14 protein-coding genes are annotated in these 20,396 nt (G+C 68.5%); 3 read left to right on the plus strand and 11 right to left on the minus strand.

The window, feature by feature from the left end; genetic code table 11:
* Nucleotides 1-288 precede the first annotated feature (288 nt).
* Nucleotides 289-2,562, plus strand: a complete 2,274-nt coding sequence (locus C4K88_RS02555; protein ID WP_104120038.1) for a GH25 family lysozyme — start codon at nucleotides 289-291, stop codon at nucleotides 2,560-2,562.
* 107 nt (nucleotides 2,563-2,669) lie between these two features.
* Nucleotides 2,670-4,796, plus strand: a complete 2,127-nt coding sequence (locus C4K88_RS02560) for an acyltransferase family protein (protein WP_104120039.1) — start codon at nucleotides 2,670-2,672, stop codon at nucleotides 4,794-4,796.
* Between the two features lie 9 nt (nucleotides 4,797-4,805).
* On the opposite strand, the gene C4K88_RS02565 is transcribed toward C4K88_RS02560, so the two are convergent.
* From C4K88_RS02565 to C4K88_RS02580, 4 genes are read right to left on the minus strand one after another with little or no spacing between them, the layout of a single operon-like run.
* Nucleotides 4,806-6,233 carry a lipopolysaccharide biosynthesis protein gene (locus C4K88_RS02565; protein WP_146065589.1) on the minus strand — a complete coding sequence of 476 codons (1,428 nt, stop codon included), beginning with the start codon at nucleotides 6,231-6,233 and terminating at the stop codon, nucleotides 4,806-4,808.
* Nucleotides 6,234-6,235: 2 nt separating this feature from the next.
* Complete coding sequence (locus C4K88_RS02570) at nucleotides 6,236-7,132, minus strand: glycosyltransferase family 2 protein (RefSeq protein ID WP_104120041.1); 897 nt, start codon at nucleotides 7,130-7,132, stop codon at nucleotides 6,236-6,238.
* Nucleotides 7,129-7,539, minus strand: a complete 411-nt coding sequence (locus C4K88_RS02575; protein WP_104120042.1) for a DUF2304 domain-containing protein — start codon at nucleotides 7,537-7,539, stop codon at nucleotides 7,129-7,131. The genes C4K88_RS02570 and C4K88_RS02575 overlap by 4 nt, the downstream gene beginning before the upstream one ends.
* Nucleotides 7,536-8,309 (minus strand): glycosyltransferase family 2 protein, encoded by a 774-nt coding sequence (locus C4K88_RS02580; RefSeq protein ID WP_241521663.1) that lies wholly within the window; start codon nucleotides 8,307-8,309, stop codon nucleotides 7,536-7,538. Before C4K88_RS02580 ends, C4K88_RS02575 begins: the two co-directional genes overlap by 4 nt.
* A 195-nt stretch (nucleotides 8,310-8,504) precedes the next feature.
* On the opposite strand from C4K88_RS02580, the gene C4K88_RS02585 reads away from it, so the two are divergent.
* Nucleotides 8,505-10,580 (plus strand): DUF6541 family protein, encoded by a 2,076-nt coding sequence (locus C4K88_RS02585; protein ID WP_104120043.1) that lies wholly within the window; start codon nucleotides 8,505-8,507, stop codon nucleotides 10,578-10,580.
* A gap of 84 nt (nucleotides 10,581-10,664) precedes the next feature.
* Here the strand turns inward: C4K88_RS02585 and C4K88_RS02590 are convergent, their stop codons facing one another.
* The 7 genes from C4K88_RS02590 to C4K88_RS02620 form a co-directional block, all read right to left on the minus strand.
* Nucleotides 10,665-12,185, minus strand: coding sequence for a glycosyltransferase family 39 protein (locus C4K88_RS02590; RefSeq protein WP_146065590.1), 1,521 nt, complete (start codon nucleotides 12,183-12,185; stop codon nucleotides 10,665-10,667).
* A 74-nt stretch (nucleotides 12,186-12,259) separates the two neighbouring features.
* Nucleotides 12,260-13,291, minus strand: coding sequence for an ABC transporter substrate-binding protein (locus tag C4K88_RS02595; protein WP_146065591.1), 1,032 nt, complete (start codon nucleotides 13,289-13,291; stop codon nucleotides 12,260-12,262).
* 69 nt (nucleotides 13,292-13,360) lie between these two features.
* A complete protein-coding gene (locus C4K88_RS02600; protein ID WP_104120046.1) occupies nucleotides 13,361-14,104 on the minus strand; it encodes an ABC transporter ATP-binding protein in 744 nt (247 codons plus the stop codon).
* 2 nt (nucleotides 14,105-14,106) lie between these two features.
* Entirely contained in the window at nucleotides 14,107-14,949 is an 843-nt protein-coding gene (locus tag C4K88_RS02605) for an ABC transporter permease (protein ID WP_104120047.1), read from the minus strand.
* 41 nt (nucleotides 14,950-14,990) lie between these two features.
* Nucleotides 14,991-17,015 carry a glycosyltransferase gene (locus C4K88_RS02610; protein ID WP_104120048.1) on the minus strand — a complete coding sequence of 675 codons (2,025 nt, stop codon included), beginning with the start codon at nucleotides 17,013-17,015 and terminating at the stop codon, nucleotides 14,991-14,993.
* Nucleotides 17,012-18,199, minus strand: coding sequence for a UDP-galactopyranose mutase (gene glf / locus C4K88_RS02615; RefSeq protein ID WP_104120049.1), 1,188 nt, complete (start codon nucleotides 18,197-18,199; stop codon nucleotides 17,012-17,014). The genes C4K88_RS02610 and glf overlap by 4 nt, the downstream gene beginning before the upstream one ends.
* A gap of 114 nt (nucleotides 18,200-18,313) precedes the next feature.
* Nucleotides 18,314-20,365: an acyltransferase family protein gene (locus tag C4K88_RS02620; RefSeq protein ID WP_104120050.1), complete on the minus strand. Its 2,052-nt coding sequence runs from the start codon at nucleotides 20,363-20,365 to the stop codon at nucleotides 18,314-18,316.
* Between the last annotated feature and the right edge of the window lie 31 nt (nucleotides 20,366-20,396).

Raw genomic sequence — 20,396 nt, forward strand, 5'->3', positions numbered from 1 at the left:
ACGGCATCGTCGATGTCTCCCGTCCACGCACTCGAGACCACGGCGACGGCCCCGCCGGCCATTCCCTCCCCGACGGGCGGGAGCTCCGCGACGTCAAAGCCGGCTGCCCCGTCCCCGACGGGCGGGGGCTCGACGACGGCAAAGCCGGCCACGCCATCCCCGACGGGCGGGAGCTCTACGACGTCAAAGCCGGCTGCCCCCGCTCCGAAGAAGAGCCCGTCCCCCGCCGCCACGGCGAGTGAGCGGGAGGAGGACGCAGCCGAGCCGTCGGAGGTGAGGAATGCTTCCATGGGGCAGGGGCTCGCGCGGATCGCCGAGACGGGCGATGCCCAGACTCCTCGCGCCGCCGAGGCCCTGGACGAGAACGGCGAGAAGGGCGCAACCCGGGATCTTTCGGACACGGGCGCTGCCGCAACCAGCTACTGGAACCCCGGGGGGGTCCTCGGGGTGGACGTGAGCAGCCACCAGGGACGGTTCGTCGACTGGTCATCGGCCTGGAGGAACGGCGCACGGTTCGCCTACGTGAAGGCCACCGAGAACAACGACTACGCCAACCCGTACTTCTCGGACCAGTACGCCGGGGCTGGTGCAGCCGGCATGTATCGGGGCGCCTACCACTTCGCCCTGCCCAGCCTGTCCTCCGGAGCCACGCAGGCGACGTTCTTCGTGAAGAACGGCGGCGGGTGGAGCGCGGACGGGAAGACCCTGCCTCCACTGCTCGACGTCGAATACAACCCCTACGCGTCGCTGGGCAACACCTGCTACAACATGACGCCGTCCCAGATGGTCGCGTGGATCGCCGACTTCTCCCGTCAGATGCAGACGCTGACCGGCCGGAAGCCGATGATCTACACGACGGCGAACTGGTGGAACGAATGCACCGGGAACACCACGGCCTTCGGCGACCACGCGCTGCACCTGGCACGCTACGGGTCGACCACGCCCGGCGCCATGCCCAGCGGCTGGACCAAGCAGAGCGTGTGGCAGTACACGGACGTCGGACCGGTCGTCGGGGACTGGAACCAGTGGAACGGCGACCTCGCCAGCCTGGATGCCTTCGCGCGGAATACCGCGAAGACGACGAATCCTGCTGCTACGGCGGCGATTGCGGCGGTGGTGTCCTCTGCTCCTGAGCTCGGGGGTGTGAAGTCGGCGGTGACCTGTGGCCTGGTCAACGCCGGCTGCTACCAGAACTTCGCCAATGGCGCGGTCATCTGGTCCTCCGGGACCGGCGCCGCGATGTCCCTGAACGGGCCGATCCGCACCGCCTGGCTGGCCGCCGGCGCGCAGAACGGCGTCCTGGGCTACCCCAAGGCCGCCCAGGACTGCGGGAACCGCGACGGCGGCTGCTACCAGTCCTTCCAGAAGGGCGAGATCTTCTGGTCCACCGCCTCCGGCGCACGGATCTCCAAGACCGGCCCCATCCGCACCGCCTACCGCGCAGCCGGCGCCGAGAACGGCATCCTGGGCTACCCCATCGGCGCGGAGACCTGCGGCCTGAAGAACGACGGCTGCTTCCAGGCCTTCCAGCGAGGAGAGATCCTCTGGTCCTCGACCACCGGCGCCCGGATCTCCAAGGCCGGCGCGATCCGCACCGCCTACCGCGCAGCCGGCGCCGAGAACAGCGCCCTGGGCTACCCCATCACCGCGGAGATCTGCGGGCTCAAGCTCGGCGGCTGCTACCAGGCCTACCAGAAGGGCGAGATCCTCTGGTCCTCCGCCACCGGAGCGCAGATCAGCAGGTCAGGAGAAATCCGCGCCGCATACCGCGCCGCCGGAGCAGAGAACGGCGTCCTGGGCTACCCCACCGGCAAGGAGACCTGCGGCCTGAAGAACGGCGGCTGCTACCAGTCCTACCAGAACGGCGAGATCGTCTGGTCCTCGGCCACCGGCGCCCGGATCGTCTCCGCCGGACCCATCCGCACCGCCTACCGCTCAGCCGGAGCAGAGAACGGACGCCTCGGCTACCCCCTGACCCATCAGACCTGCGGCCTGAAGGACGGCGGCTGCATGCAGTCCTTCCAGGGCGGCGAGATCTACTTCTCGAGCACCTCCGGAGCGCAGATCAGCCGAGGCGGCAGCATCCGCACCCTCTACCGCTCCCTCGACGCCCAGAACGGGCGCCTGGGCTACCCCATCACCGCGGAAATCTGCGGACTGCGCGACGGCGGCTGCTACCAGGGCTTCCAGCGAGGCGAGATCTACTGGAGCGCCAAGACCGGAGCGAAGATGGTCAAAACCGGGTCCATCCGCACCGCCTACCGCGCCGCCAAAGCCGAGAAAGGGATCCTCGGCTACCCCCTCACCCACGAGATCTGCGGCCTGAAGGACGGCGGCTGCTACCAGTCCTTCCAGAACGGCGAAATCATGTGGAGCGCCAAAACCGGCGCCCGCATCACCGCCACCGGCCCCATCCGCACCGCCTACCGCAAAGCCGGCGCCGAGAACGGCACCCTCGGCTACCCCACCACCAACCAGACCTGCCCCACCACCACACGCTGCACCCAGAGCTTCCAACGCGGAACACTCACCTGGACCCCCACCGGCGTCAAACGAACCTGACCCCACCACCCACCACCCGGGGGGGCCGGGAGTGCCGAGGAGGCTAGTATGGGATCGCACTCGTCCTTCGAGCAGCCGGACGAAGATCTCGAATACTAGGAGAATGAGTGACCGACCGTACCTCCGTGGTGGGGTCGCCACGACGGCCGCAGACGGATTCTCCGCAGCGGCATGACATTCAGGCGCTGCGGGCTCTGGCTGTCTCCCTCGTCGTCGTCAACCACCTCTGGCCGTCGTCCCTCAGCGGCGGTTATGTGGGGGTCGATGTCTTCTTCGTCATCTCCGGCTTCCTCATCACCAAGCACCTGCTCGGTGAGTTGCGGCGGTCGAACCGGATCAGGCTCGGGCAGTTCTATGCCCGACGCGCGAAACGGCTGCTGCCGGCGGCCTTCGTCGTCGCTGTCACGTCCCTCCTGGCGGCCGCGATTTACCTCCCGTCGGACAGGCTGCTCGCGATCGGATGGGAAACCATCGCGGCCACCCTCTACGTGGAGAACTGGCTGCTCGCCGCGCAGTCCGTCGACTACTCGGCGCAGAACAATCAGGCCTCCACCGTCCAGCACTACTGGTCGCTGTCGGTCGAGGAGCAGTTCTATCTTCTCTGGCCGCTCCTGCTGCTCGGCGCGTATCTCCTGGCGGGCAGATTGCGCTCTCCGCGGGCCGTCCTGCTGACGGTGCTGGCCGTTGTCGGGGTGGCCTCGTTCGTGTTCTCGGTCGTCCTCACCTTTGCCAGTCCGAGCGAGGCCTATTTCGTGACTCCCACCCGGGTGTGGGAGTTCGCCGTCGGCGGCCTCATCGCTGCCGCGTCCTCCGCCTGGTTCGGCAACCACCGGCACCACGTTCGCCTCCGACTGGCGGGGTTCGCCCAGTGGTCGGGGCTGGGCCTGATCCTGGCGTCCGCGCTGGTGTTCGACGAAGCGACCGCCTTCCCGGGCTATCTCGCCGCTGTCCCCGTCCTGGGCACGGCGCTCGTCATCGCATCGGGCCCCGGATCCCCGGCATGGTCGCCCAACACCCTGCTCGGTGTCTCCCCGGTCCAGACGCTCGGGAACATCTCCTACTCCCTCTATCTCTGGCACTGGCCCATCATCATCCTGCTGCCGTCGATCATCGATCGCACCCTGGGCACGCCGGATCTCCTCGGGGCGCTCCTGCTCTCAGTCGTGCTGGCGGGATTGACGAAGAAATACGTGGAGGATCCCGGGCGGTCCCGGTTGCTCCCGGGCGCGTCTCCGAGGAGGGTTCTGGGCATGACCGCCGTGGCCACGGCGACGGTCCTCGTGATCTGCTCAGGGTCCGTCGTGGCTGCCACCGTCGCCCGGGCGGAAGAGGTGCAACGGCTCGATGCCCTGTCGGGAGGCGAGTGCTTCGGCGCCAAGAGCCTTTCGTCGTCCGGTTGCGCGGATCCGTTCGGCCCGCCCCAGGTGGCGAATATCGGCGAGGGCGAAGCGCCCTGGTTCGACGACGAGGAATGCAGCCCCCACCCCGATCCGATCCTCGCCGGTGCCAAGAAGGTCCTGACGCTGTGCGACTTCTCCGACGGGCAGGACGACAGCGAAACCGTCTGGCTGATCGGCGATTCCCACGCGGAACAATGGAAGGCGGCTGTTCTCCCCCTCGCGCGCGAGAACAACTGGACGCTCCACGTCAGCCTCGTCGGCGGATGCCCGTACGTCGGCGCGAAGCGATCGGCGTTCATGGGGGCGGCGACCGGTGAGAAGGTACAGACGAAGTGCCTCGACTGGAGTGCGGCCGTGTCCGATCGGGTCCTCGCGGACCCGCCCGACCTGGTGTTCCTGTCCTCGTTCTCCGTCGGGGAGGAGATCGACGACGGGACCGGCCGCTCCCAGGCCGAGCAATACAGGACCGCCTTTTCGGATCGTGTGGGCCCCTGGGCCGCGCAGGGCACCGAGGTCTACGTCATCAGGGACACCCCTCTGACGCTCGACCGCTCCAACCCGGACTGCCTGGCCCGTAACGAGTCGTCGCCGCTCGACTGCGCGAATGCGAAGACGGAGGCACTCCCCGCCGATCCTGCCGCTGATGCGGCGAGGGCCCTCGAGCAGCCGAACATCCATGTCCTCGATCTCTCCGACCGGTTCTGCCCGGACGACACGTGCTACGCCGCCATCGGCGGCCTCCACGTCTACTTCGACCAGGACCATGCGGCGAGGAGCTACATCCGCTCGCTGATCCCGGACTTCGCACAGCGGTTCGCGGCCACGACGTCCTGAGAGAGCGGGTCAGGCCCCGGACGGCGTGCGTGCCGGGGTCCGCCGGGACCGAAGGAGGAACAGGGCGATCAGGACGGCAGCGACCGCAGCAGCCTCGATCACCCCGGCGGTGACGCTGAGCGGGAACAGGCCGAGGAGGACGACGACGCCCACCTGCACGCCCAGGCCTCCCAGGAACAGGGCCACGGGCACGCTTCTGCCAGGGGGCGTCCGGAGGACCATCGCATAGGTCAGCAGGCCCAGGCACGCGAACCCGAGCACCTGGATCATGGCCACGAGGACGAGGGCGGACGCCGATGCGGCCCCGTAGGCGAGCAGGGCGACGACGACGAGGACACTGGGCGTCCCGAAGGCGAGGAGCCTCGTCCTGTCGGCGATGTACAGCAGGTTGGAGGACACGAGGAACAACGCGTACCCGGTGGACACCAGCGGGAGCGTGAGGGCGATCGGCCAGACGAGGCCGGGCTCCGTGGAGAGGACGAACGAGCCGACGGCGGCGCCGGCGGAACCCAGGAGGCCGACCGCCAGGGCCCAGGCGGCGGCTTCGACGGACACCCGCTGCGTCTCCGCCACCAGCCGGTCCTCGCCGGCGGACATCATCCGGGTGGACCAGGCGTTGTTCAGGGCGTTCAGGATGGTGATCGGGCCGAGCGCGAAGATCAGGACCGCCCCGAAGTAGCCCGCGTCCTCGACGCCGGCGGCGTAGGCGAGAATGAGGACCGAGCCCTGCGTGAGCAGCATGAGCGCACCCGTGTGCGGCAGCAGCGGCAGGGCGATCCTGAACGATTCACGGCTTGAGCCCGGCACCCTCCACGGCAGGCGTGGCCGGGCGAGGACGAGCGCCGCGACCCCGGTCGCGAGGACCGCGAGGCTGTAGGCACCCATGTAGACCTCGGCGGTGGGTGCGATGAGGAGGATCCCCACCAGCCCGAGGAGGTTGGCCAGGACGGACGAACCGATACTGAGGAGCACGAAGCGCCCGGGCCGGTTCTGGGCGCGGAGGACGGCCTGCGATCCCAGGACCGTTCCGAGCACGCCGACGCTGACCACCGACAGGACGACAGTGGTCGGCGCTGCGCCCTCCCCGCGCAGGGCGGCCAGTCCGAGGAGTCCGAGCACACCGGCGGCAGCCAGTGCTGCGGAGGCGAGGGCCATGAACCCGTACATCCCGCGGGAGCGGTCCGTCCCCCGTTCGCGGGCGAACCAGAGGTTCGTAATGGCGAGCGGGAGACCTGCAGAGATGAGGACGACGAGGACCTGGATGGTCACCACCGACGTCGAGACGTATCCCCACTGTCGTTCGTCGAGGATCCTGACGGCGAACGGCTGGATGAGCAGGAGCCCCAGGCCCTGGAGGAGCGAGCCGACGAGGTACCAGGTGCTGGAGACGCTCCGGTCGGTCCCTGTTGGCCGTGGCGTGGAGGACCTGCTGGGCACCACTACCTGGTGAGGGCGTGAGCGGTCAGCTTGCGCATCCCGCCCCACATACGGCGTCGCGCCACCTGGGGCAGGAGGGTCAGTGCGTGGAGCCGGGACGACGCGTGGCGACTCGCGGCGGTCGCGGCCCGCTCCCATCCGAGCTTCCGGAAATCCTTGACGCACTCGTCGAAGAAGGCGCGTTCCTCGGCGAACCGGCGGCCATCGAGGGCCCGCACGGAGGAATCGGATTCGCGGTGCCGCCGGTAGAGGAAGCAGGTCTCCGCCAGGACGAGCATCTTTCCGCCGGACATGATGATGTCCGTGGCCAGAGCGAGGTCCTGCACGACGTCGTACTGCTCCCGGAAGCTGTGACGCTTGATGGCGTCGGACCGCCAGGCGAGGGACGGGAAGTACAGCCAGTCTCCCGTGAGGAGGCTCGCGGCGAGCGGTTCGCCCTTCACGACCGCGCTCGCGCTCTCCCCCACGAGCCGGCGGCGGAGGTAGCTCTTGACCCGATCGCCCATCGGCTCGTAGACGGTCCCGTTCTCGTCGATGACGTCCACGCCGGGCTGGATGATGTCGACGTCCTGTCCCGCGAAGCCCGCCTGGACCACGGAGAGGTAGTTCGGCAGCATCAGGTCGTCCGCGCCCATGATCACGACGTAGTCGTGCTCGATGAGGGACAGGCACTTCCGGTAGTTCGCGTTCGCGCCGAGGTTGACCTCGTTCTTGAAGTACCGGACGCGGTCGTCCGCCTCTGTCAGGGCCTTGAAGTAGGCCGGCAGCGAATCGTCGGGGAATCCGTCGTCGACGATCGTCAGCACGAAGTCACGGTATTCCTGGTCGAGGACGGACTGCACGGCCGCCTTCATCATCTTCACGTCCCCGTAGTAGGGGAACATCACGTCGATAGTCATTGGTCTTTCCTCTGTTGGTCAAAGTTCATCGGGTTGTCGGTCCGGTCGCGGAGGGCGCTGGCGGCATTCGTGCTGCTCAACCGCTCGACGGCCGAGCGGAGGATCGAGACCTCTTCTGCGAGGATCCGTGTCTCGTCCTCGAGGATCGTCAGTTCGCGGGACACGTGGAGGGAGACTCCCAGGAGCAGGAGGATGGCCAGCGCGAAGAGCAGGTTGGCCGGGATGATCACGCCGACGGCGTCCGCCGCGAACTCCAGCATGCTGGGGAACAGCGCCAGGACGATCGACAGGCTGCCGATGACGATCCAGAGGATCGCGTACTTCTCGCGCAGCTTCCCGTTGCGCAGCATCACGAGGACGGCGACGACGATGAGGACGGAGGAGAACAGTGAGAGTGCCACGCTCATGCTGGTACGGGTCCTTCTCCTGCTATGTCCCCTGTCGAGGGAGCCTGATGATCACGCGGGGTCTTCCGGCGGGCGAGGGCGAAGCACAGGACCAGCCCGGACCGCGCGAGGTAGATGGCCGATTTCCACGGGCTCTGGCTCGGGGTGCCGGCCTGGCGCGGTCTCATCTCCACGGGTACCTGGGTGACCGTACAGCCTGACTTGAGGGCGACGACGAGCGAGTCCACCGTGTCACCGAGGTACTCGGCCGGGAAGTGCTCGATGTACTGGTGCAGTCCGCGCTGGTTGACGGCCCTGAAGCCGGAGGTGACGTCGGTCAGCTTGGTCCCGGCCACGCGGGAGATGACGACGGCGAGAAGCGACATCGCCCAGCGGCGCGGCCCCTTCGCCCGGTAGTCCCCCTTGCCGGCGAACCGCGCCCCGATGGAGATGTCGGCCGTCTCCAGGCCCTTCACGACCTTCGAGATCTCCTCGGGCATGTGCTGTCCGTCGGAGTCGACCTGGATGACGCCGGAGTACCCGTTGCGGAGCGCATACTTGAAGCCGGTACGCATCGCGCCGCCGACGCCCAGGTTGAACGGTAGTTTCAGGACGACGGCGCCGGCTTCCGCTGCGATCCTCGCCGTGTCGTCCCGTGAGCCGTCGTCGACCACGAGGATGTCCATGCCGGGTTCAACACGCCTGATGTCCCTGATGGTGTTACCGATCGCCTCTTCCTCGTTCCAGGCAGGCATGACGATCAGGATGCCGGAAGGCGGTCTGTTACCCATGATGTGCAATCATAGCAATAGGCGTCGCGACCCCGGTGCCGAGCTCCCGGGAGCCGCCAATCACGGCTCGGTGCGCCTGAGCCAGGCCACCGCCTTCCCTGCTCGGGGGCCCCGAAGTGGCAACGATCCTCTCGTAGGGCTACTGCTGTGTCCTCCGAACGCGGCCCCCAGGAACACGACGAGGAGAATGACCATATGAGCTGGTGGGCTACCGCCCCTGCTTTCGCTAGCACGGTACTCGTATTCTTCGGACCGGGACTTCTCGTCCTGGCCGCCGCCGGCGTCAGGAGGCTCAGCCTCGCCGCCCTCTCGGCCCCGCTCTCGATGACGATCGGCTCGTGCCTCGCCGTCGTGCTGCCCTTCGTCGGCGTGGCCTTCAACCCCGTCTCGTACCTGGTGTTCACCCTCTGCCTCGCCGCGGCGGCCCTGCTCGCCCGCCGGCTCCTCCTGAGGAACGATTCCGCCGGCCTCGCGCCGGTCCGCCGCTTCGGGGACCTGGCCCTCGTGGACAACCAGGCGATGCCGCGGGAGGGACTCCCTCGCTGGATCACGAGGCTGCTGGTCCCGGTCGCCGTCGCGTTCCCGGCCGTGATCATCGGCGGCCGGTACATCGCTGGTTTCGGGGCGCCGGAGAACTTCTCGCAGACCTTCGACAACGTGTATCACCTGAATGCGATCAAGCACATCGCGGAGACCCAGAACGGCTCGGCCCTGAGCCTCGGGAACCTGACGGAGGCCTCCCAGGCCTTCTATCCCGCCGCCATGCACGACCTCATGGCGCTCGTGGTCATGATGACCGGCACCTCCGTGCCCGTCGCCGTCAACGTCGGCACGATCGTCCTGGGCGCCCTGGTGTGGCCCCTCTCCTGTGTGTTCCTGATCAGCCGGGTCATCGGCTACCGGCCCATCCCGCTGCTCGCGGCCGGCGTCCTGTGCGCGGGCATGAGCGGCTTCCCCTACATGATGGTCGCCTTCGGGGTCCTCTACCCGAACCACGCAGCCATCGCCCTGCTGCCGGCCGCGCTGGGTCTGGTCGTGGAGGCCCTCGGGATGACTCCCGGGCGCCGTCGTTCGTTCTCCGTCTCCGCCGGCCTGCTCGCGGTCGCCGTCGTCCCCGGCCTCGCCCTGGCCCATCCCAGTACGCTCCTCGCCCTCCTGGCATTCGCCGGGCCGGTCGTCGCGGCGAGGGCCGTGAGGGAGTTCCAGGGGCGCCGCGGCGGAACGGGCGAGCGCTCACGCCCCGTCCTCTGGGGCATCCTCTTCGTCCTGTATGCGGGCGTGACGCTCGTCGCGTGGCTGAAGGTCCGGCCGTCACTGGCCTTCGCCCCGTGGACGCCCTTCCAGACCAACGCCCGGGCGATCGGCGAAGTACTCGGAAGTGCGCCGATGGGTGCGACCACGGCGTGGGTCCTCCTGATCCTGACGGTCGCCGGAATCTATGTCGCGGCGCGGCAGTTCCGTGACATGTGGTGGATCCTCATGATGTTCGTCATCGGCGGCGTCCTCTACATGATCGTCTCGAGCTGGAGCCTGGGCTGGTTCCGCACCTTCATGACCGGGGTCTGGTACAACGACAGTTTCCGCCTCGCGGCACTCCTTCCCGTCGTCACGCTTCCGCTGGCCGTTCTCGGTGCCGAATGGCTGACGGGTCTCCTGCGGCGGATCGGGAAGCCCCGGACCGCGGAGGAGCCCGCCGGGGGTGCGGGTACCTCCCCCGTGGCCCGCACCCGACGCGCGGTCTCCGGGATCACGAGCAGTCCGATCACCGCTGCGGCGGTCGTCCTCGTCCTCGGGGTGGGGACCCAGGGCGGGACCCTGTCCGGGGTCCAGACTCGCATGGAAGAGGTGTTCGCGCTCGAGGAGGAATCCCCCCTCCTGACCACCGATGAGCTCGCCCTCCTGCAGCGCGTCCCGGACCTCGTGCCCGCCGACGGTGTGATCGTCGGCAACCCCCGGACCGGCGCGTCGCTCGTCTACGCCCTGGCGGACCGGCGGACCGTGGCCCCGCACATCTTCGGGGACCGCACCGACGCCGAGCAGACGCTCCTCGACCACTGGGACGAGGCCGGGTACAACGTGTCCGTCTGTGATGACATCACCCGTGAGGGCGCCCTCTGGGCGCTCGACTTCGGCGACCAGGAGATCGTCCCCGGCGACGAGCCCTACATCGGCCTTCGGGCCCTGGAGGACGGGAGCGCCCCGGGGATCTCCCTCGTCGCGGAGGAGGGCGACGCCCGCCTCTACCGCGTCGACGCCTGCACGGAGTCCTGAGGTCCGACGACGGCGACCGGCGTCGACCGGCGTCGACCGGCGGCGCGTGGACCTCCGACGGTGCTCCCGGACCGCCCCGGCGGGTCAGGGCGGGGAGTACCCTGCGCTGCCCTCGCGGGTGAATCGGACCACCGAGGTGCCCGTCCCGTCGAACCGCGCGTCCGCGCCGTAGCCGAGCGACCTGAGCGTCCGCTCCGGTGCCCGCTCGCCCCTCGGATACACGACCCAGACGACGTCGTGCGGCAGGATCCTGTCCTCCACCGAGTCCACGTCGAAGCGCTGATCGTAGATCCTCCCCCACTCGTCGGCGGTCTTGCCGATGGTGATGTCGTCCAGCCCGGCGAAGGAGTCCTGGTAGGCGATCCGGCCGAGGCCCGCGTCCCCGGTGAGGGCGATCGCGTCCCCGGCCTCGGCCTCGTCCCTGATGGTGTCCGCCACGAAGCGGAAATCGTCCTGCGGACTCCTGCCGTACTCCGTCCGCTGGCCCAGGTAGGACGGCAGGGCCAGGAGCGCGACGGCAACCAGCACACCGGCCGCTGCCCGCCGCTCCCGGCTGGACGCCATCGCCGGCCGGCGCCCGGACGCCGGTTCGCCCGCCCTGAGCACCGCTGCTGCGGCGAGGAGCGGGACGGTCGGGAGGATGAAGGTGAGATAGCGGGGCAGGTAGTACGGGGACCCGAGGATGAGGGATCCACCGATGACACAGAGCAGCGGGACCACGAGGAGCGGCACGGCCAGCTTCACCGCGAAATGCCTCCGCAGCCGGATGGCGCCGACGAGCGCCATGCCCCACAGGATCACGGCGAGTCCCACCGTGGTGAGGTTCTCGCCGGGGGTCGGCAGCGGCGAGATGGCGCCGTCGAGCATGAGGTAGGCGTCGCTGAAGAACTGCAGGAGGGCGACCTCCGCGACGACGCCGCTGTCGATCGGTCGTATCCATGCGATCTGGAACTGCTGACCTGCGCCGATCGCGGCGAGGCAGGCTGCGGGGACGAGCCACGCCGGGCTGGCGGCCAGGAACGGGCGCCAGCTGCGGCGCAGTCGCCGGTCCAGGCAGACGGTCACCGCGTGGGCCACGAGCACGAGCACGGTGTAGAAGGACAGCAGGGTGGCCAGCAGGCCCGCCGCGGCGTAGCCGACCCAGAATCGCCGTCGGGGTAGCTCTCGGGCACGGACGAGGAAGTAGGTCGCGGCGACGCTGGCGGCCAGCGCCAGGGCATAGGACCGGGCATCGGTGGCCACGTACTGGGTCCGCGGCAGCAGCACCAGCAGTGTGGCCGCCGTCAGACCGTAGGCGAGGCCTCCGATCCGCCGTCCGATGGCGACGACCAGGCCCGCAGCCACACCGACCGCCAGCAGGCTCGGCAGGCGGAGTGCGACCTCGGAGACTCCGAAGAGTGTTGCCCAGCCGCGCAGGAGGAGGTAGTAGAAGCCGTGCACGGCGTCGATGATGCCCAGCATCCGGATCAGGTCGGGCAGACTGCGATCGATGGCGCTGACCGTGGCCGCCTCGTCCACCCAGAAGCTCGGTGCGTGGATCCTGAAACCGGAGTAGACGACAGCGAGAATCGTGACAAGGACAGCAGCCTTCGTCGTCCTTTGCACACTTCCCAGTAAATCATGCACCGCGGGCCTCCCGTGATCGGGGGATCCGACGCCCCGGGCGCCCCGCGGCCGGACTACTGGCGCACGTCGAAGGCGGCCTCGGCCAGGACGGGGACGAAGTTCCGCGCCAGCCACTCGAGGCTGAGCGGGGACACCATGATCATCGCGGCGCCCATCTCGTCCTTCGGGGCGAGGACGGTCTGCTGGGCCGGATCGAGGTCCTCCGCGAGGTCCTCCGCCAGCTCCTTGGCCCGCCGTCGTTCGGCGACGAGGACGAGGACCTCCGCCCGAAGTTCCTCCGCCCGGGCGCGGGGCCACCGGACCTGACCGACGGCGCCGAAGACCTCGTCCACCAGCTCGTCGGACTCCTCCAGGCCGGTCGGCACCGGGGCGGGCTCCATGCCGAACTCCTCGAGGGTGACCACGGGCCCGGATCCGGAGACGTAGACCCCGAGGTCCGCACCGGCCGCAGCGAAGGCCTCGACGACGAGGAAGGTGGTCCCGGGCAGGTCCGGGTAGTCGGCGACCGACGCCGTGATCGACTGCTCCGTGTCCCGGATGAGCTCCGCGCCCTCATCGGGCCGGCCGACCGCCCGTGCGACCTGCTCCACCGTCTCGCGCCAGGAGGGCTTCCCCGCGCTCGTCCCGTGGACGACCGGGGCGATGTCGGACAGCCGGTCGTACTGCTCGCGGGTGAGGTCGGCGCCGGTGGTGAAGATCAGGTCGGGTTCGAGGTCCTCGATCGCGGGGAGGGCGAGCTCGAGATCGTCCGGGTAGAGGACCGGCATCAGGGTTTCCTCGGCGACGCGCCGCAGGTTGTACCAGGGGGTGGCGTTCGACCCCGGCATGCCCAGGGGTGCGATCCCGAGGGCGATGCAGACATCCGCGGCGGCGTACCCGAAGGTCGCGATCCGCGCCGGCCGTTCGCTCACGGTCGTCTCCCCGAAGCGATGCTTGACCTCGACCGGGAACGTACCCGTCCCGGCCTCCGGGGCCTCGTCGCCGCTGGTGCAGGCGGCAGCGAGGAACGGCAGGCCGAGCATCCCCAGGACGACGGCCCGGCGGCTCATCATCGGATGGGCCTCACCGGCGCTCTCATGTCTCACTATTCTTCCCTCTCGTGAAATCCGTGCGTTCCGGGCGCCTGATCCGGGCCCCGGCTCCCTGCGGCGTCCCTAATGATCACTCGCGCGCTGTCTCAGCTCCGCGACGACGGATGCGACGTCGCCGTCCTTCACGAGCCGTCCGTTCTCGAGGAGGATCCCGCGTTCGCAGACGCTCGACACCAGGTCGAGGTCATGGCTCACGACGATGAGGGTCTTCCCCGCGTCCGCCAGTTCCCTGATCTTCGCCAGGCACTTCCGCTGGAACGGCTCGTCGCCGACGGCGAGGATCTCGTCGACGAGGAAGATGTCCGGATCGGTATGGACCGCGATCGAGAATGCGAGCCGGAGGTACATGCCGGACGAGTAGAACTTCACCTCGGTGTCGATGAACTCGCCGATCTCGGCGAACTCGATGATGGAGTCGAACCGCTCCTCGATGTCCTGCTGGGACATGCCGAGGATCGCCCCGTTGAGGTAAACGTTCTCCCGCCCGCTGAGGTCGTGGTGGAACCCTGCCCCGACCTCGATGAGCCCGGCGAGGTGTCCCCGCGTGCGGATGACTCCTGCATCCGGCTGGAGCACGCCCGAGATCAGTTTGAGGAGCGTCGATTTACCCGAGCCGTTGAGGCCCAGCAGGGCGACGGTCTCCCCCGTCCGCACCGTGAAGCCGACGTCGTCGAGCGCGTTGAACTTCTGGACGAGCTCACCCCTCCGCCCACGGACGAACCAGACGAAGGCCTCCTTCAGCGACCGGGTATGACGGAGGACGAAGCGTTTCCGCAGTCCGGTGGCGACGATCGCATCGGCGGCCATCCTCACAGCTCCTGGGCGAAGTTGACCGACAGGCGCCGGAACACGAACTGGCCGATGAACAGGACCACCAGTGACAGGACTGCCGCGATCGGCACCCACAGGCCGAGAAGGTCGGGCATCAGCGCGGGACCCGTCGTGTCCTCGAGCGTGGGGACCCAGAAGCCGAGATGGAACAGTTCGACCGCAACGGTCATGGGGTTCAGCTGGTACAGGAAGAACCACGGGCCGAGCGCGTCGCTGACCAGGATCCAGCTGTAGAGGACCGGCGACGCCCAGGTGACCACCATCAGGATCATGTCGACGAGGTTCTCCGCATCACGGAAGTACACGTTGACCGCCCCGAACAGCAGTCCGAGCCCGGCGGCGAGGCAGGCGACGATCAGGAAGCCGACGAGCGCCAGGGACAGCTGGAGGACGTCCGGACGCCACCCGACGATGAGGCAGGCGCCGGCGAGGACGAGGAGCTGGGGAAAGAAGTGGACGGCCGACACCCAGACCGCGGACATGGGGAACAGCTCGCGGGGAAGGTAGATCTTCTTGATGAGATCCCGGTTCTCAACGATCGAGCGGGTGGCGTTGCCGAAGGCCTCGGTGAAGAAGTTGATGAGCACGATGCCCGAGAACAGATAGATCGCGTAGTTCTCCGTCGTGCCCTGCAGATCGAGGAAGATCCCCAGCGCCACGTAGTAGACGGAGAACTGGAGGAGCGGCTTGAGGTACGACCAGAGCAGACCGAGGATCGACCCGCGGTAGCGGACGTGGATCTCCTTCCGGACGAGAAGCCGGAGGAGGAACCGGTTCTTCAGCACAGCCCCGAGCCCGCCGCCGGCCCCCGGTATCTGCATGGCGCCCGGCAGATCCGCTGCGGATCCTCGCACCCCGTTGCTCAATCTGCCGTGTCTCCCTCGATCTCCTTGGAGAACCGGCGGAAGGTCCCGTTCCAGGTCTGGCGGCTGGTGAACTCGGGCAGGGCATCGCCGTACTGTCCCTGCAGTTCGGACCAGTTGCTGACGAGCCTCCAGTGCCGTGAGAGCGTCTTGCCGAGGAGCGAGAAGAACAGGGAGCGGTCGCGGCGGTACCAGGACACACCGGTCCCGTCCGAAGCGGTGACCAGCGCGGAATCGAACCGTGTCAGACGCCACCAGCGCGCGTCCATGGCCGGGACCTCGACCGCGGGGCGCTCGCCGGCCTCGGCGGGAACCGGCCGCCACTGGGACAGCAGGGCGAGAACGGCGCGGACCAGTGATTCGGGAACCGTCGCCGGCTCCTGGATGGCATGGAGATTCCTGCGTCCCTGTACTTCCGGGAAGTCCGAGGAGTTCGGCATCACCCGGGCGTCCGTGAAGTCGCGCCGCGCCGTCCTGACCCACTGCAGCCGTTCGCCCAGGGTGGCGTGGAGGTGCGCGGGTCCGTCGAGGACGTCGTCGAGCGCCTTGATGCGGACGGCGACCGCGGAGTACTGCATCGAGAGGAGGTGCCGGACGTCGAGGGCGAGACTCTCGAAGGGCATCGTCCCACCGCGGGCGAAGGGGGAATGACTGAGCGCGGCGACCCACCGGTTGCGCTGGTGGTAGTAGGCCTGCCAGTCGATCGTGTCGTCCTTCTCCGTCCAGGGCATGTGCCACACCGCCGCCCCGGGGAGGGTGACCGTGGAGAACCCGGCCTTCTGCGCGCGCACCCCGTACTCCGCGTCGTCCCATTTGATGAAGACCGGCAGGGCGAGCCCGATCTCACGGACGACCTGCAGCGGGATCAGGCACATCCACCAGCCGTTGTAGTCGACGTCGACGCGTCGATGCACCCACGGTGTCATCCGGAGGTTCCGCTCCGAGAAATCGTGGCCCTCGAGGCTCTTCGCCGCCGGCCCCCAGAAGAAGCGACGACGATCGACCTGCTCGCCGAAGGTGTGGAGGACAGCCCGTTCGTAGAGGTTGAACATGTGGCCGCCGACGATCGTCGGATCGGTCGTGTAGTGCGCGAAGTGCAGGGCCCGGAGGATGCCCTCGGTCTCGATGCTCACGTCGTCGTCGAGGAGCAGGACGTAGTCGCTGTCCTCGCCGCGCAGGGCTTCCTCCATGCCGCGGGCGAAGCCGCCCGAACCGCCGAGGTTGGCCTGCTCGACGAGACGGAACCTCTCGCCGAGCCGCGCGGCAGCCGCCGCGTAGTCGGCCTGGTCCGTCACCCTGTCGTCGCCCTGGTCGATGATGATCAGGCGGTCCAGGACCTGGAGCAGATCGGCGTCGTTCGCGACGGTGGTCATGTGCCGTACCGCGTACTCGGGGCGGTTGAAGGTCGTGACGGCGATGGAGAGGGATCCCCGGCTGCGCGCCGAGGCGGCCGGCACGGACCAGTCCGCCCGCGTGAGCGTCACCTCCTCGTCGTGGGCGACGAGGTCGAACCAGTACCAGCCACCATCGACGAAGGAGGCCAGCGGGAGGTCGAAGACGAGCTCGCCGCCGGTCGTCGTCGTCGCCGTGTCGACCCTGTTCGAGGTGCCGCGCGGGCTGGACCGGTAGACGATGACCGACGCCTCGGCACCGGCCTCCACCTCGACGCGGAGCCGCACGGAGCGTATGGGGGTGTGCCGCCGCCAGTAGCTGGCGGGGAACGCGTTGAAGTAGGTGCCGAGGGAGACCCTCTGATGGGCCGGCAGTTTCAGGCTCGTGCGTCCGGCGATGAAGTCCGACCTCTGGTGGCTGAGGACGGGGAACGACGGCGGCGTCTTCGGCGCCCCGTTCCGGATCGCCCGGCGCGTCGGGTCGGTGACCCGGCGTGCCGGGTTGAAGTCCACGTAGAGCGGCAGGACGTCGGTGTCGCCCTCCACCGGGAGCACGACCTTGTGAACCACCTCGTACGCGGCGCCGTCCGTCACGGGGCCGCTGCCGGCGGTCTTCGTCGCTCCGACGGTCATGCGTCGACTCCGCCGCTCACGAACTTCTGCCCGCTCGTGAAGTGCGGCGCGATCTTGTTGTCGAACATGGACAGGGCCGAGCCGATGGCCATGTGCATGTCGAGGTACTTGTAGGTCCCGAGGCGGCCGCCGAACAGGACGTCCTTCTCACCCTTCGCCAGATCGCGGTAGGCGAGCATCTTCGCGCGGTCCTCGGAGGTGTTGATCGGGTAGTACGGCTCGTCGCCCTTTTCGGCGAAGCGCGAGTACTCCCGCATGATGACGGTGGCGTCCTTGGTGTAGTCGCGCTCCGGGTGGAAGTGGCGGAACTCGTGGATGCGGGTGAACGCGGAATCCTCGTCGGGGTAGTTCATCACGGAGCAGCCCTGGAAGTCCTCGACCGGGAGGACCTCCTCCTCCAGGTCGATGGTGCGCCAGGAGAGGTCCCCCTCCGCGAAGTCGAAGTACCGGTCCACGGGCCCGGTGTAGATCACGGGGACCTGGCCGAGCGTCGACGAGCGCGAGTACTCGTGGCCCTCGTCGAAGAAGTCGGTGTCGAGGTGGATGTCGATGTTCGGGTGGTCCGCCATCCGCTCGATCCAGGCCGTGTAGCCGTTGACCGGGAGCCCCTCGTACTTGTCGTTGAAGTACCGGTTGTCGTACGTGTAGCGGACCGGAAGGCGCGAGATGATCTCCGCGGGGAGGTCCTTCGGATCGGTCTGCCACTGCTTGCCCGTGTAGTGCTTGATGAAGGCCTCGTACAGCGGGCGCCCGATCAGCTGGATGCCCTTGTCGTTCAGGTTCTGGGGGTCGGTGCCGGCGAGTTCGCCCGCCTGTTCCTGGATCAGCGCCCGTGCCTCGACGGGGCCGAGCGCGGAGCGGAAGAACTGGTTGATCGTGCCGAGGTTGATCGGCATGGGGTACACCTCGCCCTTGTGGCGGGTGTAGACCTTGTGCACGTACTTCGTGAACTCGGTGAAGTTGTGGACGTAGTCCCAGACCCGCTCGTTGGACGTGTGGAAGAGGTGCGCACCGTACCGGTGGACCTCGATCCCCGTGCGGGCCTCGTTCTCGCTGTACGCGTTGCCGCCGATGTGGTGCCGGCGGTCGAGCACGGCCACCTTGAGGCCCAGCTGGGTGGCCGCTCTTTCCGCAACGGTCAGGCCGAAAAAGCCCGACCCGACGACAACGAGGTCAACGTTCACAAGTGCTCCTGAATTCATTCCGACGACGGACATACCCGGTTAAGGCTACCCGACGGAAGCGCGGGGCCTTCCAACCGACGGGGCGGTGAAGCCTCGTCGCGCACCCCGACCGGCCTAGGGACCCACTGCCTCGTCGAAGCGCTGAGTGAAGATCGGCAGCATGGATCTGAGGTAGCTCGCACTGACGTGGTTGTCGTCGATGTACACGAAGACGTTGCCGATGACGGCCGGGCAGACCTCGTCCCGGCACAGGTAGTCGGTGAAGTCCAGGAAGGCGACGTTCGGAGCCTGTCCGAGCAGCTCGGCGACCGGGGGCTGATCGCTGAGGGTGGCAGCGCGGGGAGGGTTGCACGCGGGGCTGTCCGCGCCCTGCGTCTCGACGCAGAGCACCCGGCTGGTCCCGAACCTCGGATTGTCACGGACGGCCACCACCTGGATGCCGCGGTCGTCGAGCATCCGTGCTATCCGGGCGAAGCCGGCCGGCAGGACGTCCTGCGGATCATCGCTGCGCGCGACCGTCCCCACCGTGTAGACGAGGTCCGGCGCCTGCTGGAGGACGTAGTCGGTCACCGTGGCGTTCCACTGCTCGCATTCGGGGGTGCGTCCCTCGGGGCCCGCCCCGTACTTGCATCCTCCCAGCAGGACGAACGTCATCTTCCAGCCCCGCTCCTGCGCCATCGCGGCCAGCGGCACCGCCCACTGCTGGGAATGCGAGTCGCCGACGACGACGATGTCCCGTACGGGCGTCGAGGGGGGTTCGACGACGTAGCACGCGTCCCGGATCAGTTCGGCGGCCGGGACGTCCTCGCCTGCGCATGCTTCGTCGAACTGGAAGTACTCCTTGTCCATCTCGGTCGTCGCGGGGATCGGCGGCACGCCCGCAGGGGCGGAGATGCCGAGGAGCGGATCCAGCACCAGGGCACCCGGGTTGTTCGTGTCGGCCTCCGCAGCGAGATTCCGGGCCTCCTGCGTGATGGTGTGCTGCCAGGCGGCCAGGGGCGCAGCGACGAGCCCCACGCTGACGGCGAGGACCACCACCGCGCGGCGCCGCCGCTTGTCCGCCCAGGCGAGGGCCCGCAGCGGACGCTCCACGAAGCGCATCGTCAGGTACGCGAGCACCAGCGACACGGCGATGATGATGAACCCGCCCAGCAGTCCCGGGGACGGCCGGTCCTGCCAGACCAGCGCCAGCACCAGTACCGGCCAGTGCCATAGGTACAGGGCGTAGGACAGGTCCCCCACCCGCACCAGGGGCTTGGCCGACAGGAAGCGGTCGGCGCCGATCGCGCTCCCCGTCTGGCCCGCCAGGATCACCAGCGCCGCGGCCAGCAGCGGCCACAGGGCGACATACCCGGGGAACTGGCCCTGGACGTCGAGGATGAAGCCGCCGCTGAGCATCGCGGCGACACCGACCCACCCCGCCACGATGCGCAGGGACCGCGGCAGCCGGACGAAGGGCAGGGCCAGGGCCAGCAGGGTCCCGAGGGCGAACTCCCACAGGCGGGCGCGGGTGTCGAAGTAGGCGTACGCCTGGTTCGTGTACGTCTCCCAGATCGAGAACCCGAGCGAGGCGACGAACACGGCCCCGAACACGAGCATGACGACGCCGCGTACCCTGAGCCGGAACCTGCGGGCCAGCAGCGCGCTGGCGAGGAACAGCAGCGGCCACAGGATGAAGACCTGGCCCTGGACCGACAGGGACCAGAAGTGCTGGAGCGGGCTCGCGAGACTGTGGTCGTCCGCGTAGTAGTCGACCGCGTTCGAGGCCAGCACCCAGTTCTGCACGTAGAACAGGGACGCCCAGGACTGCTCGATGATGTCGGGCCACCGCGACGGCGGCACGAGGACGTAACTCGCCCCGAGCACGCCGAGAATCACGACGACGACGGCGGGCAGCAGCCGCTTGAACTGGTGCAGCCAGTGCTGCGCGAGGTCCAGCGGCTTACCCCCCTCGATCCTTCGCAGGAAGGACAGGGACAGGAGGAAGGCCGAGATCAGCAGGAAGATGTCCACGCCACCCGAGACCCGGCCGAACCAGATGTGGTAGGAGACCACCATCAGCACGGCGAGCGCGCGGAGGCCCTGCACCTCGGGGCGGAACCCCCGGTCGGAGTCGGCGCCCCGACCACGGGGAGGACCCGGACGAGTCGCCTCAGCGACGGACATGAGTGATTCCCGGGGTAGACACGCTCCCGTA

This window comes from Arthrobacter pityocampae, from assembly GCF_002927275.1.
Taxonomy (GTDB): Bacteria; Actinomycetota; Actinomycetes; order Actinomycetales; family Micrococcaceae; genus Arthrobacter_D; species Arthrobacter_D pityocampae.